This is a genomic window from Streptomyces sp. AM6-12 (genome assembly GCF_044327085.1).
In the GTDB taxonomy this organism is placed as follows: Bacteria; Actinomycetota; Actinomycetes; order Streptomycetales; family Streptomycetaceae; genus Streptomyces.
In genome coordinates, this window is record NZ_JBIQWN010000002.1 from 401,790 (window position 1) to 417,441 (window position 15,652).

At 74.9% G+C, this 15,652-nt stretch carries 8 protein-coding genes; all 8 read right to left on the reverse strand.

The features are described 5' to 3' along the window. Positions 1–68: 68 nt before the first annotated feature. Positions 69–623 carry a hypothetical protein gene (locus tag ACE4Q9_RS30175; RefSeq protein WP_397987681.1) on the reverse strand — a complete coding sequence of 185 codons (555 nt, stop codon included), beginning with the start codon at positions 621–623 and terminating at the stop codon, positions 69–71. 3 nt (positions 624–626) lie between these two features. Then, positions 627–914, reverse strand: coding sequence for a WXG100 family type VII secretion target (locus ACE4Q9_RS30180; protein ID WP_037655754.1), 288 nt, complete (start codon positions 912–914; stop codon positions 627–629). A gap of 62 nt (positions 915–976) precedes the next feature. Continuing rightward, entirely contained in the window at positions 977–1,318 is a 342-nt protein-coding gene (locus ACE4Q9_RS30185) for a WXG100 family type VII secretion target (protein ID WP_397987682.1), read from the reverse strand. Between the two features lie 154 nt (positions 1,319–1,472). Further along, a complete protein-coding gene (locus tag ACE4Q9_RS30190; RefSeq protein ID WP_397987683.1) occupies positions 1,473–5,096 on the reverse strand; it encodes a right-handed parallel beta-helix repeat-containing protein in 3,624 nt (1,207 codons plus the stop codon). After that, positions 5,093–8,551: a hypothetical protein gene (locus ACE4Q9_RS30195; protein WP_397987684.1), complete on the reverse strand. Its 3,459-nt coding sequence runs from the start codon at positions 8,549–8,551 to the stop codon at positions 5,093–5,095. Before ACE4Q9_RS30195 ends, ACE4Q9_RS30190 begins: the two co-directional genes overlap by 4 nt. Positions 8,552–8,555: 4 nt before the next feature. Then, on the reverse strand, positions 8,556–10,022 hold the full coding sequence (gene eccB / locus ACE4Q9_RS30200; RefSeq protein WP_397987685.1) for a type VII secretion protein EccB: 1,467 nt from the start codon (positions 10,020–10,022) through the stop codon (positions 8,556–8,558). A gap of 12 nt (positions 10,023–10,034) precedes the next feature. Then, positions 10,035–11,429, reverse strand: coding sequence for a type VII secretion integral membrane protein EccD (gene eccD, locus ACE4Q9_RS30205; protein WP_397987686.1), 1,395 nt, complete (start codon positions 11,427–11,429; stop codon positions 10,035–10,037). Between the two features lie 52 nt (positions 11,430–11,481). Further along, positions 11,482–15,477 (reverse strand): type VII secretion protein EccCa, encoded by a 3,996-nt coding sequence (gene eccCa, locus ACE4Q9_RS30210; RefSeq protein WP_397987687.1) that lies wholly within the window; start codon positions 15,475–15,477, stop codon positions 11,482–11,484. Positions 15,478–15,652: the final 175 nt, after the last annotated feature.

The following is a 15,652-nucleotide window of genomic DNA, read 5'->3' on the forward strand; positions in this document are numbered from 1 at the left end:
GCCCCTGTCAGGGTCCCCGCCGCCCCCGGCCGCCGTCGTACGGCACCGGGAACGGCGGGGACCACCCGTCAACTTGCTCCGCCGCCGGACCCGCCGGCGTCGGTCACCAGGCTGGTGAAGTCGCTGCTCGTGCTCTGCATGGCGCTTTGCAGATCCGTCGCCTTCATCCGCCCGGCGTCTTCCAGAGTGGTGTAGTGCTGCGCCAACTGCTTGACGCCGTCGCGCAGATCACCCAGACCCTGGGCCAGGTCCTGGAACACCTTGATGTACGACTCCTTGAGCCCGGAGTCGGCGTTCGGACCGTTGATCTTCGTCCGGATCTGGTTCGCGTGGTAGAACGCGCCCGGCTCGGCCTGCACCTTCCCCAGCTCGGTCGCGGCGTCCCGCGCGGGCTGGATCAGCTTGTCGATGTTGTCGGCGAACAACAGCATCGACGGGGTGTCCACGCTGGTACCGCTGCCCGGATTGCCCGAACCCCCCGGCACGTTCGGCGGGGTGAACGTCGTGCTCGCGGTCACGGTGCCGTGGCCGGGGTCGATCGTCGTACCGCCGTCGTACTGCTGCGGGTCCGGAGCCGGCGTCGACGTGTGCGGTTCCGGAATCGGCAAGGGCTGGTCAGCCATCGGTCACCCCCAGAGCCGAACGCCCTGGCGCTCGCCGCTGGAGTAGTACTCGTTGATCTCACCGAGCATCTGGGTGGCGGAGGCGGCCTTCTGCGTCATGTCCGCGGCGGCCGCGTCCCACTGCGCCTTGACCTGCTGGTAGGTCTGCTGGGCGTCGCTGGTCCACTCGCTGAGGTGCATCTTCGCGGCGTTGTCCAGCTCGGTGAGCGTCTGGTTGATGCGCTGCGTGATGGAGTTCATCTCGCCGACGATGTAGTCGACCTGCTCCATCTGGACGGTGTACGTGGTCATCTGCTGTCCGGCTCCTTGGGAACGGATGCGAGTACGAAGGGGTGTGTCGGCCGGGGACCGGCTCAGGAGGGGAAGCCCGGCAGGCCGACCTGGCCGGAGCCCATCTGCTGCGCGACCTGCTGCGCCTGCTGCTGGGTGTTCTCGTGGGTGTTGGCGTAGATGTGGGTGTTCTCCGCCAGCTTCTCCAGCATGGTCCGCAGCGCCTGGTTGACCTTGTCGAAGTCGGTCAGCCAGTCCTGCATGGCCGAGTGGTAGATGTTCGCGGCCTCGCCGCTCCAGCTCGCCCGCAGGCCCTCGATCTGGCCGTCCATCTGCGCGTACGAGCCGGTGGTCTCGTCCAGGGCGGTCTGGAAGCTGCCCTGGGCGGCGGTCATTCCCTGTAGTTCGACTGACGTCAGTGCCATCGTTTGGTCCTCTCTCGAACTGCGGCGCCGGCCGGAGCCGTTGACAGCGATGTCACATCCACGGGGGGTGCGCATCGGCGCCGGATGGTGGGGGGTTCACCCGCCGTCCGCCGCCGCGCACGAGGCCGTGTGCGGCGCCGGGGGCGGACGTCTCTCAGGTCTGCACCAGGGGCCTCGCCGGGGGTGGTGGCTCCGTGGTGCCCGGCCGCCCGGCCTCCGCGTGCGGGGCCTTCGCCGGATGCGCCGCCGCGACCGGTGCGGTGCGGGCCGCCGGTCCCGCCGCCGCTGAGCCCGCAGGACCCGCGGCGCCCGCAAGCTCCGCTGGGTCCGCAAGCTCCGCGGCGCCCGCAGGGGCCGCTGAACCGGCAGGGCCTGCTGAGCCCGTCGGGTGCGCCGGGCCGTTCGGGTGCGGCGAGCCCGACGGGCCGGGGCCCGCTGCCGTGTCGGGGGCCGGGGGGCCGGGGAGGTCGGTCGCGGAGACGGTACGGGTACGGGCGGACGCGGCGAGCCGTTCGGCCAGGCGGTGCGCCTCCCAGGCACCCCCGCGCGGCGGCGCGGCATGGAAGGCGGTGGCCAGCATCTCCCGCGCGTCGTCGGCCAGTTGGAAGCCGAAGGCCCACAGCCGCCGTCGTACCAGCTCGATGGCCTGCTCCACGGTGTACGGGTCCAGTCGCAGGTACTCGGCGAACTCCCCGGCGATGTCCGCCCGTTCGGTCACCAGCGCACGCAGCTCGGCGGGCGAGCCGCACAGCGCGAGGACGGTGTCGCAGGGCGTGCCGGCCAGCCGGGCCAGTCCGTCGAGCACCGCCGCGCGCTCGGCGGGCGCACGGCGGCCGAGGGCGTCGTCGAGGCGCAGCACCAGCAGCCCGCCCTCCGCCTCCTCCAGCGCCGCCGCCAGCCGGTGGGCGGGCTGCTTAGGGAAGCGTGCCGGGAGCGTGGAGAGCCGTACCTCGTGCACGGCGCCCGAGGTCAGCAGCCCCGCCTCGGTCAGACACCGCGCGTAAGCGCGGGCCAGCGCCCGCCGGCCGCTGCCCTGCGGGCCCTCCAGCACGATGTTGGCCTGCACGGAGATCGCCCGCCCGGGCTCCCGCGGCGCCCCGGCCAGCGCCTCCACACGGGTGGCCAGGGCGGCGCGGGCCGCGTCGAGGCCGGCCATCGCGGCCAACTTCCGCCGCCCCGCCGGGCGGGGAGGTCCGGCAGCGGGGACCGTCGGCGGGGGCGCGGGGGCCGGGGTCGCGGCCTGATGGTCCCGGCCGCCCCGTGCGACGGACCGACCGGTTCGGTCACTTGCCGTGGTCGGCGGCCCGCCGTCCTGCGCCGCTTCCGCCGCGCCGCCCGGCACCGTGATGACGTCCGCCCCGTCGAGCCGCGACAACTCCGTGTCGTCGCCCGGTGGTTGGGCGGCCAGTCGGGACGCCTGCCGGCTGATCATCTCCTCGAAGACCTGGCGGGCGACGCGCCCGTTGCCGAAGGTCGCGCCCTTGGGCACGTCCTGGAAGTAGCGGTCCAGGGCCTCCAGCGCGGAGCCCGACAGCTCGTAGTAGTGCTTGGCGCACAGGCCCCGCACGATGGTGACCAGTTCCTCGGCGCTGTAGTTGGGGAACTCCACGGTGCGGGCGAAGCGGGAGGCCATGCCCGGGTTGGAAGCGAGGAACTGCTCCATCTGCGCGGAGTACCCGGCGACGATCACCACGACCTCGTCGCGGTGGTCCTCCATCAGCTTCATCAGCGTGTCCACGGCCTCCTGCCCGAAGTCGGGCCCGTTGCCGCGGGACTGGTTGGTGAGCGTGTACGCCTCGTCGATGAACAGCACACCGCCGAGCGCCTTGTTGAAGACCTCCGTGGTCTTGATGGCCGTACCGCCGATGATCTGCGCCACCAGATCGGCGCGGGCCACCTCGACGATATGGCCCTGGCTGAGGATGCCCAGTTCGGCGAGGACCGCGCCGTAGAGCCGGGCCACCGTGGTCTTGCCGGTGCCGGGCGGCCCCGCGAAGACCAGGTGCCGGCTCATGGGCGGCATCGGCAGGCCCATCTCCTGGCGGCGCTGCGCCATCTTGTTGAGGTTGATCAGCCCGGTGACCTCGCGCTTCACGCTCTCCAGGCCGACCAGGGCCTCCAGCTCCGCGAGCGGCCCGGTGCCCGTGTGCGCGGCCTGCCGGGTCGCCGCGTCGCCGTCCGCCGCGCCGGACTCACCGGAACCGCTGGCGCCGCTCGTACGGCCGGACGGGTCGCCGCCGGTGTCCACGCGCTCCATCGAGACCCGGCCCGAGGTGAGCCGGCGTACCGGGACGCCCCCGTTGTCGCGGACCTCGCAGTCGTGCACCCGCACCGGCTCCTCGGTGTTGCAGCGCACGCCGTCGCCGCCGTTGTCGAAGACGGTGCAGTTGGTCAGCTCGGCCCGCGAGGACGCCTGGACGTTCACGCCGTGCCCGCGCGCGCCGTTGACCCGGCAGCCGACCGCGGTGAGCGCACCGCCCGCGCTGATCCGGATGCCGTCGCCGTCCGCCCCGGTGAACTCGCTGTCCTGGGCGCTGAGTTCGCATTCCGCGCCGACGAGCGTCGTACAGCCCGTGAACGCCGAGCCGGTCACCTCGGCGCGGGCGCCCGAGGCGAGGGCGAGGCCGGTGCCGCCACCGGAGCGCAGCCGCACCGCGGACAGCGTCGCCGAGGCGCCCTCGGACAGCTCGACGCCGGCCGCCAACTCGGCCTCGCGCACGGTCAGTCGGGCCTTGGACCCGGCGCCCAGCAGCGCGGTCCCGCAGGCGTCGGCCCTCAGCCGGTCGAGGACCACCACACCGTCCGCCGCGCGCACGGCCGCCGTGCTCGCGCCCTCGACGGTCAGCCCCGCGCCCTCGGCCTGCCCGCCCGCCTCCACCAGCAGACCGGTCGGGGTGCCGGTGATCCGGCAGTCCTCCAGACGGGGCCGCGCCCCGGCCGCGACATGGATGCCCTCCCGCCGCGCCCCGGCGACCAGGCACTCCCGCAGCACCGGCGCGCTGCCCTCGCCGACCCGGACCGCCTGACCGCCGGAGCCGGTGAACGAGCAGCGGACCAGGGCGACTTCGGCGGAACTGGTCAGATACGCGTCCAGGGCCGCGCTGCCGCTCACCTCGACGCCGGTCAGGGTGGCGCGCGCCTGCTGTTCGACGGCGAGCGCGGGCTTGCCGCTGCCGCTGATCCGAGTGGCCTCCACCACCGCCGTGGCCTGCCCGTTGACACAGACGCCGTTGCCCCGCGCCCGGTCCAACCGGCAGTCGCGCAGCGTCAGCCGGCCGTGCTCGGCCACCACGACCGCCGACGAGCCGACCTCCTGGATGTGCGTGCCCTCCACCGCGTTGGCGCCGCCGGAGGTGACCACGATGCCCGCGCCCTGCGCGTTGGTGACCTGGCAGTCCCGCAGCGCGATCACGCCGTCCTGCCAGGCCAGCACCGCCGCCCACGCCTCGCCGGAGATCCGGCAGCCGTCCAGCGCGGCCTGCCCCCGGCGCACGTCGAGCACCGGGGCCTCCCGGTCGGTGCCGGACAGTCGGAGCCCGGTGATCCGTACCGCCTCCGCGTCCAGGACGACGGTGCTGCCCGCGGACGCCGCAATCTCCACCGTGCCGCCGGCGCCCTCGGCGGCCAGCGTCACCGCGCGGTTGATGTACAGGCTCTCGTCGTAACGCCCCGGCGCGACGGTGATCAGCGCGCCGTCGGTGGCGTCCGCGAGCGCGTCGGCGACGGCGCGGTAGGCACCGGGGCGGTCCGGGGACACCAGTAGCACGGGCCGGGTCACAGTTTCGCTCCCTCGTCAGGCGCACTCAGGTCGCCGCTGTCGCCGCCGCCGGTGGTGCGCGGGCCCCGCCCCGGCGCCGGCGCTTCACCCATCAGGCCCGGAGGTGTGCCGAGGCTCTCCTCGCCGCCCCGCTCGTCCCGCCCGGCCGCCTCGTCGGCGCGCAGCGCGGCGGCCGCGCGGTCGAGGCCGTCCAGCGCGATCTCGTCCAACGGCACCCGCTGGGCGTCCACCTTGCCGTCGGAGGCGATCTCCGAGGGCGACAACTCCCGCAGCAGCACCGGGACTTCGGCTTCCGCGGGGCGCAGCACCTTGAACCTCGTACCGGGCAGGAACACCACGCGGTCCGGCTCGGCGGGGTCGATCAGATTGGTACGGCGGGCGGTGATCGACCAGATGAGGAAGTCGGTGGCGTCGTGCGGGCCGGGGCGCGGGGCGCCGTACGCCGTGCAGAACGCCCACTCCGTCACCAGCCGTCCCTCGCGGAACCACGCACGCTCCGCCGCGCTCGCGCGGGCCCGCAGCAGCGCGGCACCCCGGTACGACGGCAGCCTGCGCAGCCCGGCCGCCACACAGCGGGCCAGCGGCACGTGCGGGCCGACCGCAGCGCCGCGTACGGCCGCGTTGACCCGCGCGCTGTCCCCGGACAGGAACAGCCGTACGGCCACCAGGTCGGTGAGCGCGTCCGCCGCCTCGCCGCGCGCGCCGCCGCGCAGGCCCGGTGACTCCGACATCACCCGCGACACCGTGCCCGCGACCGCGTTGTACTGCGTGCTCAGCGTCCGCCGTACCCAGTCCCGCTCCTTCTCGGTGCCGCGCTCGGGCGGCACGGCGCAGGCGGACGCCTTGGGGGTGGGCTGGACGCGGACGCCGGGGGTTGCCGCGGGGGGCTTCGGAGCGTCCGTGGCCTTCGGCGCGGGGGCGGGCGGCGCCGCCGCGCCGGCCCGGTCGTCGGCGGCGGCGGGCGCCACGGGAGTGGCGGCCGGGGAGTCGGACTCCAGCCGGATCGACGGCGCGGGCCGCAGGGCGGGATTCGGCTCGGCCGGCCGGGGGGCGGGGACAGGGGCCGTGGGCGCGGGGGGAGCGGTCGGCGGCACCATGGGCTGCGGCTGCGGCTGCGGCCCCGACCGCGGTTCCGCTTGCGGCGTTTCGGTGGCGGGGGTGGGCGGCAGCGACGGACCGGCGCCGGAGATGCCGGGCGTGTGCGGGGCCGACCCTGCCGGTTCCGGCTCCGCCTTCCGCTGCGGTTCCGGGACGGGCGGTCGCGTGGGTGCGCCGGTCCGTGCCGGGCGGTCCGGGCCCCGGCCGTCGGGGCTGTCCGCCGGGCGCGGGTTCTCCCGCGGCGGCTCGCCCGGTTGCCCCGGCTCGGACACGGCCGGAAGGTCGGGCAGGGGAAGGCGCGCGGGCGCGGCGGGACGGGGCGGCGCGGGCGGCGGAACCAAGCTTTGCGGCGCGGGCAGTGGCGGAACTGGGCCCTGGGGCGTGGGCAGTGGCGGAACTGGGCCCTGGGGCGCAGGCTGCGGCGGAACTGAGCCCTGCGGCGCGGGCTGCGGAACGGGGCTCTGCGACGTGGGCTGCTGTGGAACGGGGCTCTGCGACGTGGGCTGCTGTGGAACGGGGCTCTGCGACGTGGGCTGCGGCGGAACCGGGCCCTCGGTGCGCGGCGCGTCGGGTATCGGCTCCCGGCCGGGGCGCGGCGCCTCCCGCTCCGGTACGGCGACAGGTACGGGCACGGGCGCGCGCCCCCCGGTCGCCGTAGCGGCCGACTCAGCGGCGGCGGTCTCCCGCGCGGGCCGGCCGGCCATGCCCGCGTCCCCGGAACCGCCGGTCACGTGCACGTCGTCGCCCGACTCGACCCGCGGCAACCCGGCCGTCGGCGATCCACCCGACGGCGCCTCGGACTCGGTCCTGGCCGCGGGCGGTGCCGTGACGGGAGCGGGTGTCGCGGGTGCCGCGGTGCCGCGTACCCGGATGGTCCGCTCGTCGGGGTCCAGCCGCGCCAGCGCCGACGCCGCGCCCGAGCCCTCGCCTCGTACAAACCCGTTGTTCGGCAACGGAGTTGAGGCCGGAGCCGCCGAACTCCAGGGCGCCACCTCCGCGGCCCGCGCCTGCCCCCGGAACGCGGTGGGGGCGATCGCCTGCGGGCCCGTCGCCGTGGCGTCCGGCGCCGACCACAGGTGCGCGTCGTCCGCCGGGACCGCCAGGTGGCCCGGCTCGTCGGCCGGTGCGATGGTGAAGCCCTCACGGCGCTGGGGGTCCAGCCGCCACAGCATGTCCTCGGCGAGGGAGCGCATGCGCTCCTGCGTGCCCGGCGTGCTGCGGTCGTAGAGGATCGCGGCGTAACCGGGCGCGGCCGGTATCCGGCGCACCGCGTCGCCGTCCGCGGGCTCGGCCAGCGGGCGCATCCACAGCCCGCTCTGCACCACTTCGAGCACCGCGTCGGCGGCGTACTCGTACACTCCGGTGGAGATCTCCGGCACCCCGAACAGGGGGCGGCGCAGCCCGAAGAGGGCGGGCGGGGCGGGGGCGCTCCCGGTGCGCGGGAAGTACATCAGCTCGCTGACGAAGGGGCGGTGGCCGAGCGTGCCGTCCGGCCGTACCGCCGCCACCTCGGGCGAGGCGAGACCGACGCGCGACTCGACGGGCACGCCCGCGTACAGCACCACCTGCTGGCCGAGCGCGTCGGCGAGTTCCTGGCCCAGCGCCTCGGCGCCCTCGGGCAGCGCGACGGGACCGAGGTGCAGGAAGCGCACCCAGGAGCGGGCGGACGGCAGGACCGTCTCCCACAGTCTGGTCACGTCCGCCAGGGTCACCGGCGGTCCGCCGGGGCTGCCGAGGACCACGGTGAGGATGTCGGGGTGGCTGGGCAGCCGGTCCACCAGGCGCCGGCCGCTCTCGGCGGCGGGATGGTCGTGCGGGCTGCGCACCCACACCCCGCAGGGCGCCGGCTCGGCGATGCCGTGGCCGCTGGTCGTCCAGGGGCGGTCGAAGGTGGAGAACTCCCAGCGCGGCTTGGGGAACCGGCGCGAGTCGCGCTCCGCCGAACGGCCGGGCCGGAACCGCAGCCAGCCCGCGCCGTGGTCGCTGGGGATGAACAGGCCGCCGCCGTCGGTCGGCAGCACCGCGCCGTCCGGCGCGAGCACCAGCCGGCCGAGCCGGTCCGCGATCCGCTGCGCGGCGCGCCGCGACTCCTGGGGCGTGCCCCGGCCGAAGACCAGGCGCAGGCTCTCGCCGCGGCCCGCCAGCAGCCGTGCCACCGCGTCCGCCGAGCCCTCCAGCGACCCGTACGGGAGATCCACCACGGCCAGGGTGTGCTGGGGGTCGGCGGCGAGCCCCGCGGCGAACGCGGCGGCGTGCGGGTCGGGTTCGCCCTTGGGGTGCACCAGCAGCGCCCGGCCCTCGGCCCGGCACTGCAACGCCGTCCCGCCCGCGCGGGTGGTGCCCAGTCCTCTGCGCATCCGCTCACCCCACCCGTGCGGGGGAGCCGGAGGGGGAGGGGTCGGCGGAGACCGCCGGGACCGGGGCCCGGCCCCCGCCCGAAGTGCCCGTCACAGCAGGGGAGTTGGTGGAGGCCGAGGCCGTCGCTCCGTCCTGCCCGGCCTGCACCGTCAGCGCCGCCGCCGAGCGGTCGAGGACCGGCCCGTGCGGCAGCGCGGCCAGCAGGCTCTCCGGCAGCGCGGTCGCGGTGCCGGAGCCGATGCCGAGGGACTGCGCGGCGGAGGAGCCCAGCGGGTAGACGATGCCCTGGTCGGTGATCAGGAAGGTGTGCGGGTTCGACACCTGGGCCGCCACCTCCCGCTGGTCCACGGCGTACACACCGTGCGACGGCGGGACCAGCACCCGCTGGCTCCCGGTCGCCGCCGGGCCGCTCTCCACCTCCACGTTCGCGGTCAGCCGGGCCCCCCGCGTGCTCTCGCGCAGACACACCGCCTGCCGGGAGGTGTCGAGGGCCGGGGCGCCGAGCAGGTCCGGCACCCCGCTGTCCAGGGAGTGGGCGGCGGAGACCCGCGCGGAGGCGATGTCGGTCACCGACACCTGGCGCGGGGCCGGCGCGCCGGGCCGGGCCGCGAGCAACGCCGCCTCGGTGGCGCTGACTTGGGCGACCCCGTCGGCGGTCATGACGTACGTGTGCTTCGCGCCCGCCGTGGTCATGGTGAACAACTGGCCCACGGCGACCGGCCGTCCGGCGACCTTCCCGGCCGCGCGGCCCGCCTGGTCGAGCTTCGCCGGGGCGAGCGCCGCCCCGGTCGGTACGGCGGCCAGCCACGCGGCGGAGGCGGCCACCGGCCGGTCACCGTCCAGGCCGAGCGCGATCAGCGCGGACTGCGCGGGCACCGGGTACTTGGTGCCCCGCCACAGCACGAAACGCCGGCCGTCCGCCGACTTCAGCAGCAGCTGCCGCCCGGCGGGGAAGGCGCCCGCCCGCTCGCCCGGCGCGAAGTCGACCACATGGCCGAACGGCAGGTCCGGGCGCAGGCAGTCGGTCCAGGACCCGGCCAGCAGGGTGGCCGGGCTGGGCAGCGAGTCGGGCGCGCCGTCGATGCCGACCGGCGCGCCGTGCGGTACGCCGCTCAGCGCCTTCGCCGCGACCGTGCGTACGGCGGCGCCGTCGCCGGTCAGCAGCAGCGCCGAGGCGTAGTTGCGCACCGGGCGCAGCCGGCCGTCGAGGAACAGGTACCGGGTGCCGGTCTCCTTCTCCACGACGATCGAGCCGGGCTCGCGCCAGGCCGCCGTGGTCACCGGCGACAGCTTGCCGTACACCAGGAAGCCCAGGCACAGCAGGACGACGAGCCCCGCCCCGAAGAAACTGCCCAGCGCCGCCCGCTTGGTGGGGCTGTCGCCGCGGCCGGGGTCCCCGGTGACGAGTGCGGTCGCCAGCCGGCCCATGGCGAACTGGTACGCCTGCATGTGATCGCGTCGGGTCTGCACGCCTCGGTCCCCTCAGCTCGTCAGGGCGCGGAAGTAGGCGTACGCGTGCAGGACCTGGAGCAGCAGCGGCAGCAGCGCGATCGCGGTGACCGTCTCCAGCAGGTCGCCGCTGTGCCCCCACACCGGCAGCAGCCGGCCGCCGGGCAGCCGCCACGCGGCCACCAGCAGGGCGAGGACCGCGGCGAGCAGCAGGGCCACCACGATCAGCCGGGCGCCGTCGCCCGCCGCGGCGAACCGGGTGAGCGCCACCGTGGCCAGGCCGGCGGCCCCGGCGAGCACGGTCGGCACGCGCTGCGCGGACCGGTTCAGGCCGCGCGCCCGCAGCAGCACCGCGCCCGCGAACACCAGCGGCAGCAGCCAGCCGATCCAGCCGCCCTCGCGGGTCATGTACCAGAACCCGGCCGTGTAGACCAGCGCGGAGGACACGCTGAGCGTGTCCAGGAAGGCACCGGCCGCCTTGACCCTGCGCTCCACCCGCTCCTGCGGCTCCGGGTCGATGTCCTCCTGCAACTCGGCCGCGTCGTGCGGGAGTCGGGGCACCCGCAGCCGGGCGGCGCGCAGTGCGAGCCGGGGGCCGAAGTGGCCGAGCACGAACATCGCGACCGCGACCACGGCGACCGCCTGACCGCCGTGCCAGTGGGTGGCCCGCATCAGCCCGGTCCCCACGGCAGCGGCGAGCGCGGTGCCCAGCGCGGTGCCGGGCACCACCAGCGGCAGCGGGCGCAGCGCCAGCAGCGCGACGGCCACCACCGCGACCCCGCCCGCCGCGGCCAGCATTCCGGGCAGCCCCGGCGCGAAGCCGCCGTGCGGTCCCTCGCGGAAGGTCAGCCCGGCCAGCGCGCCGAACGCGAGCGCGCCGAGCCCGGCCACCAGCACGCCGGCCGCGTCGGCGGCGAGCCGGTGCCCGGCCACGCTTCCGGCGGCCAGCAGTACGGCGATCACCCCGGCGCCGGCCGAGGCCGCGAGCCCCGGACCGAACCCCAGCAGCGCCCACGCCACCGCAGGCAGCGCCAGCACCGCGAGGGCGAGCGCCAGATTCCGGGTCAGGGCCGGCCGCCAGCCGCCTGGCAACGCTGTCACGACGTGCGCGACCCCGTCGGCGACATCGTCGAAGTGCAGGGCGGGCAGCGGCTCCTCGGCGGGCCGCAGCTGGAGCACCTCGCCATGGCGCAGGCCGGCGGTGGCGGGGGTGGCGTCGGCGTCGAACGGGTCCTCGCCGAGCCGTTGCAGCACCCAGGGCGTGCCGCGGTCGGCCGCCTCCGTCGTCACATGGCGCACCAGCACGGGCAGCAGCGCGGAGACCGGCGTGGTGAGCGGGATCGCCAGATCGGCCTGGCCGCTGGGGCCCACCACCGTGACCCGGCAGACCTCCGAGGCGGACGCGGTGACCGCGGGGGCTGTGGTCATCGGACTGCTCCTGGGGAGAGGGAGGGGGACGTGGGGAGGGCGCTCAGGTCACTCATGAGGACACCAGCCCGGTCTGCACGAGCCGTACCGAACGCCGGGTGACGAGCTGTGCCCGGCCCGCGGGCAGCGTGCGCGGCTTGGCCTCGCCGAGGAACTTGCCCTCCTCCTTCGGGTAGGAGAAGAGGAGTCCGGGGTTGCCCAGCTCCCACAGCCGGCGCAGCACCGGGTCCATCATGGCGCGGACCGATCCCGAGGTGCTGCGGGCGACGACCAGGTGCATGCCGATGTGCAGGCCCTGCGCGAGCAGCGGCACCAGGGGCGCCATCGGGGAGGGGGCGCCGGGGGCCCCGGAGAACAGGTCGTAGTCGTCGATGAGCACGAACAGCAGCGGCCCCTCCCACCAGTCGCGGCGGGCGAGCTGCTCCGGGCTGATGTCCGGGCCCGGCACCCGCTTGCCCACCGACACCGAGGCGCTGGTGGCCAGTTGGGCGAGTGCGTCGCTGTCCACGACGTACCCGACCCGGTACGCCTCGGGCACCGAGTTGAGGAGCCCGCGCCCCGGATCGGCGACCATGATGCGCGCCTCCTCGGGGGTGTAGCGGGTGGTGATGGCGCGGATCATCAGGCGCAGCGCGTTGGTCTTGCCGGTCTCGCCGTCGCCGAACACCATCAGGTGCGGGTTCGTGGTGAAGTCGTGCCACACCGGTTCGAGGCGCTGTTCGTCCCAGCCGAGGCAGACCCTGAAGGCGCCTTCCGCCAGCGGGAGTTCGCTCGCGGGCAGGCGGGTCGGCAGCAGTCGGACGCCCGGTGCGGGGCGGCCCGTCCAGAAGGTGTCGATCTCGGCCACGGCCGACTTGGTGGCCGTCGTCAGATCGCCGGTCTCGCCGGAGCCGTCCAGGCGGGGCAGCGCGGACAGGAAGTGGTGGCCGGCCGCCGTCAGACCGCGGCCGGGCTGGTGCGGCACGGCCGCCGCGATCCGGGAGCCGACCTCGGACTCCATCGAATCGCCCAGCCGCAGCTCGAACTTGGTGCCCAGCAGATCGCGCAGCCGTGGCCGGAACTCCGACCAGCGCACCGCGGAACCGATCACATGCAGGCCGAACGACAGGCCGCGCGCGGCCATTTCGATGACGCGCGGCTCCAGTTCCTCGTAGTCCTGGCGCAGCGTGCCCCAGCCGTCGACCACCAGGAACACATCGCCGTAGGGGTCGTCGATCTCGCCCGTGGCCCGCAGCCGCCGGTAGGCCGCCATCGACTCCAGGCCGCGCGAGGTGAACTCCTCCTCGCGCTTCTCCAGCAGCTGGCTCAGCTCGGCGACCGTGCGCAGCACCCGGTCGCGCTCCAGGCGGGTGGCGACCGAGCCGACGTGCGGCAGACCGGCCGTGGAGACCAGACCGCCGCCGCCGAAGTCCAGGCAGTAGAACTGGACTTCCTCGGGGGTGTGGGTGAGCGCCAGGGACAGCAGCAGGGTGCGCAGCAGCGTCGACTTGCCGGTCTGCGGGGCACCGGCCACGCCGATGTGGCCGTCGGCGCCGGAGAGATCGGCCACCAGCAGTTCCCGCAGCTGCTCGAAGGGCCGGTCCACGATGCCGAGCGGCACCCGCAGCGAGCTGAGCGAGGGATGGTCCGCCGCGCTCATGCCGCGCACCGGGTCCGGCACGATGCCCGGCAGCAGCTGGTCCAGGCTCGGGGGCTCGGTCAGCGGCGGCAGCCACACCTGCCGGGCCGGTGGCCCGCTCTCCTCCAGGTGCCCGATCAGCACCTCCAGGAGACTCTCCTCGCTCTGCTCGCCGCCCGACGCCTGCGCGGCGGCCTTGCGTTCGGCGGCGGCCGACGCCTCCCGCGCGGCCTCCAGGACCTGCTGCTCGGCGATGCGCTCGGACCTCAGCGTGCCCTGCCGCTCCAGCCCGAACAGGGTGATCTCCTGCCCGGCGGCGGCCAGTCGCCCGGAATGCTCCGCCTCGCCCACCGGCTCGGGCGCGGCGCCGGAGACGTAAGCGGCCTTGAAGCGGACCAGGTTGGTGGTGTCCACCTTCAGATAGCCGTTGCCCGGCGCCGACGGCAGCTCGTAGGCGTGCGAGACGCCGATGACGCTGCGCGACTCCATCGCGGAGAACGTCCGCAGGGCGATCCGGTACGACAGATGCCCCTCGACCTTGTGGATGCGGCTCTCGTCCAGCCGCTGGGAGGCCAGCAGCAGATGCACCCCGAGGCTGCGCCCGAGGCGGCCGATGGAGACGAACAGGTCCACGAACTCCGGCTTGCTGGCGAGCAGTTCGGAGAACTCGTCCACGATGATCAGCAGCGAGGGCAGCGGCGTCAGGTTCGCCCCGGCGCCGCGCGCCTTCTCGTAGTCGAACAGCGAGGAGTACCCGGACTCGCGCAGCAGCTCCTGGCGGCGGATCATCTCGCCGTTGATGGAGTCGCGCATGCGGTCCACGAGGTGGATCTCGTCGGCCAGGTTGGTGATGACCGCCGAGGTGTGCGGCAGCCGGTCCATGCCCAGGAAGGTCGCGCCGCCCTTGAAGTCGACCAGCACCAGGTTGAGGATCTCCGAGGAGTGCGTGGCGACCAGGCCCATCACCAGGGTGCGCAGCAGCTCGCTCTTGCCGGAGCCGGTGGCCCCGATGAGCAGTCCGTGCGGGCCCATGCCGCCCTGCGCCGACTCCTTGATGTCCAGCTCGACGACCTCGCCCTCCTCGGTGACGCCCAGCGGCACCAGGAGACGCGCGGACTGGGTGAGGCGCGGGCGCCACTTGGCGGCCACGTCGAAGGTGCGCGGGTCCCGGATGCCGAGCAGCGCGGTGAGGTCGAAGTCCGACTCCAGCGGCCGGTCCACCAGGTCCACGCTGCCGCTGGTGCGCATCGGCGCCAGCAGCCGGGCCAGCGTGTCCGCCTCCGTGCGGCTCAGCGCGTCGGCCTCGGCGGTCACCGTGTCGTCACCGGCCGGGAAGGCGACGCCGGTGCCGCGCGTGGTCAGCCGCAGCACCTTCGGACCGCCGGTCATCGCGCCGGTCGCGTCCAGCAGAACCACGTTGCGCAGCCCGCCGTGCGTCAGCCGCGACGTCTCCGGCAGCCGTACGCCCTGCGCCACGACCACCACGAACGGCTCGGCCACGCTCGGCGACGCGTCCGGGTCGTGGTCGGGCCGGTCCCGCACCTCGGTGCCGAGCAGGTCCATCAGCGCGTCGTGGTCCTCGGCGGCGAGCCGCACCTGACCGGCGTCGTCCTCCTCGTGCGGATGCGCGTTGTGCGGCAGCCACTTGAGCCAGTCCCACTCGGCGCGCGCCGATGCCCCGCCCAGCAGGGCGATCCGCAGCTCGTCGGGGGAGTGGAAGGCGGCGAGCTGCGCGACCATCGCCCGCAGCAGCCCGAGCGCGGGCTCCGGCTCACCGGCCAGCTCCACGCTGGTGAACCGCCGTAGCGCGACCGGGATCGGCAGCCGGGGCACCGTCTGGTGCGCCTTGGTGAACCGGCGCAGCGAGATCGCGGTCAGCGGCTCCAGGTCCTCCACCGGTTTGGTCTGCGGCGGCAGGAACTCCAGCGCGGCGCGGCGCACTCCCTGTCCGATGCGGACGCGGGCGAAGTCCTCGTGCGCCGGGCGGCGTTCCCACAGCCGGGTGCCCATCACCAGCGCCCACAGCCGGCCCGGCTCGGGGTTGTCCCACAGCAGGGCGGCCCGCTGCTGTTCGGCGGCCTGTCGGGCCTGCCGGCGCTTCTGCGCGAGGTAGCGCAGGTAGTCACGCCGCTCGGCCCGCATCCGCCGCCGTCGCTCGGCACCGGCCCGGCCGATCTGGGTCAGCGTCATGCTGACCATGGCGACGCCCATCATCCCGGACATCATGTACGTCGTCGGTCCGGCGCTGCGCATGGAGAACATGAGCACCATGGCGCCGGTGCCCAGCGCCATGGGCAGGTACATCAGCGCCGATCCGAAATCGGCGCTCGCCGGCTCCCCCAGAACCGGTGGCTCCGCCAGCTCGACCTGTCCCTCGGGGAGCTGCGGACCCTCGGCGCGCGGTGATCGTTTGGCCACCACGGTGCTCAATGGCAGGGACCTTTCTGAGGCGCTCACGCGACGATGGCCGGTCAACCATGCAGGTGTGGGCGCGGGTTGACGCTTGGTGATGTGGAGGGCAGTGATCCACTACTGGGCAGATGATATGCACGAGAAGGCGGTGCCGGGTGAACAGGTACGGGACCTCGGTGCGCCAACTCGGAAA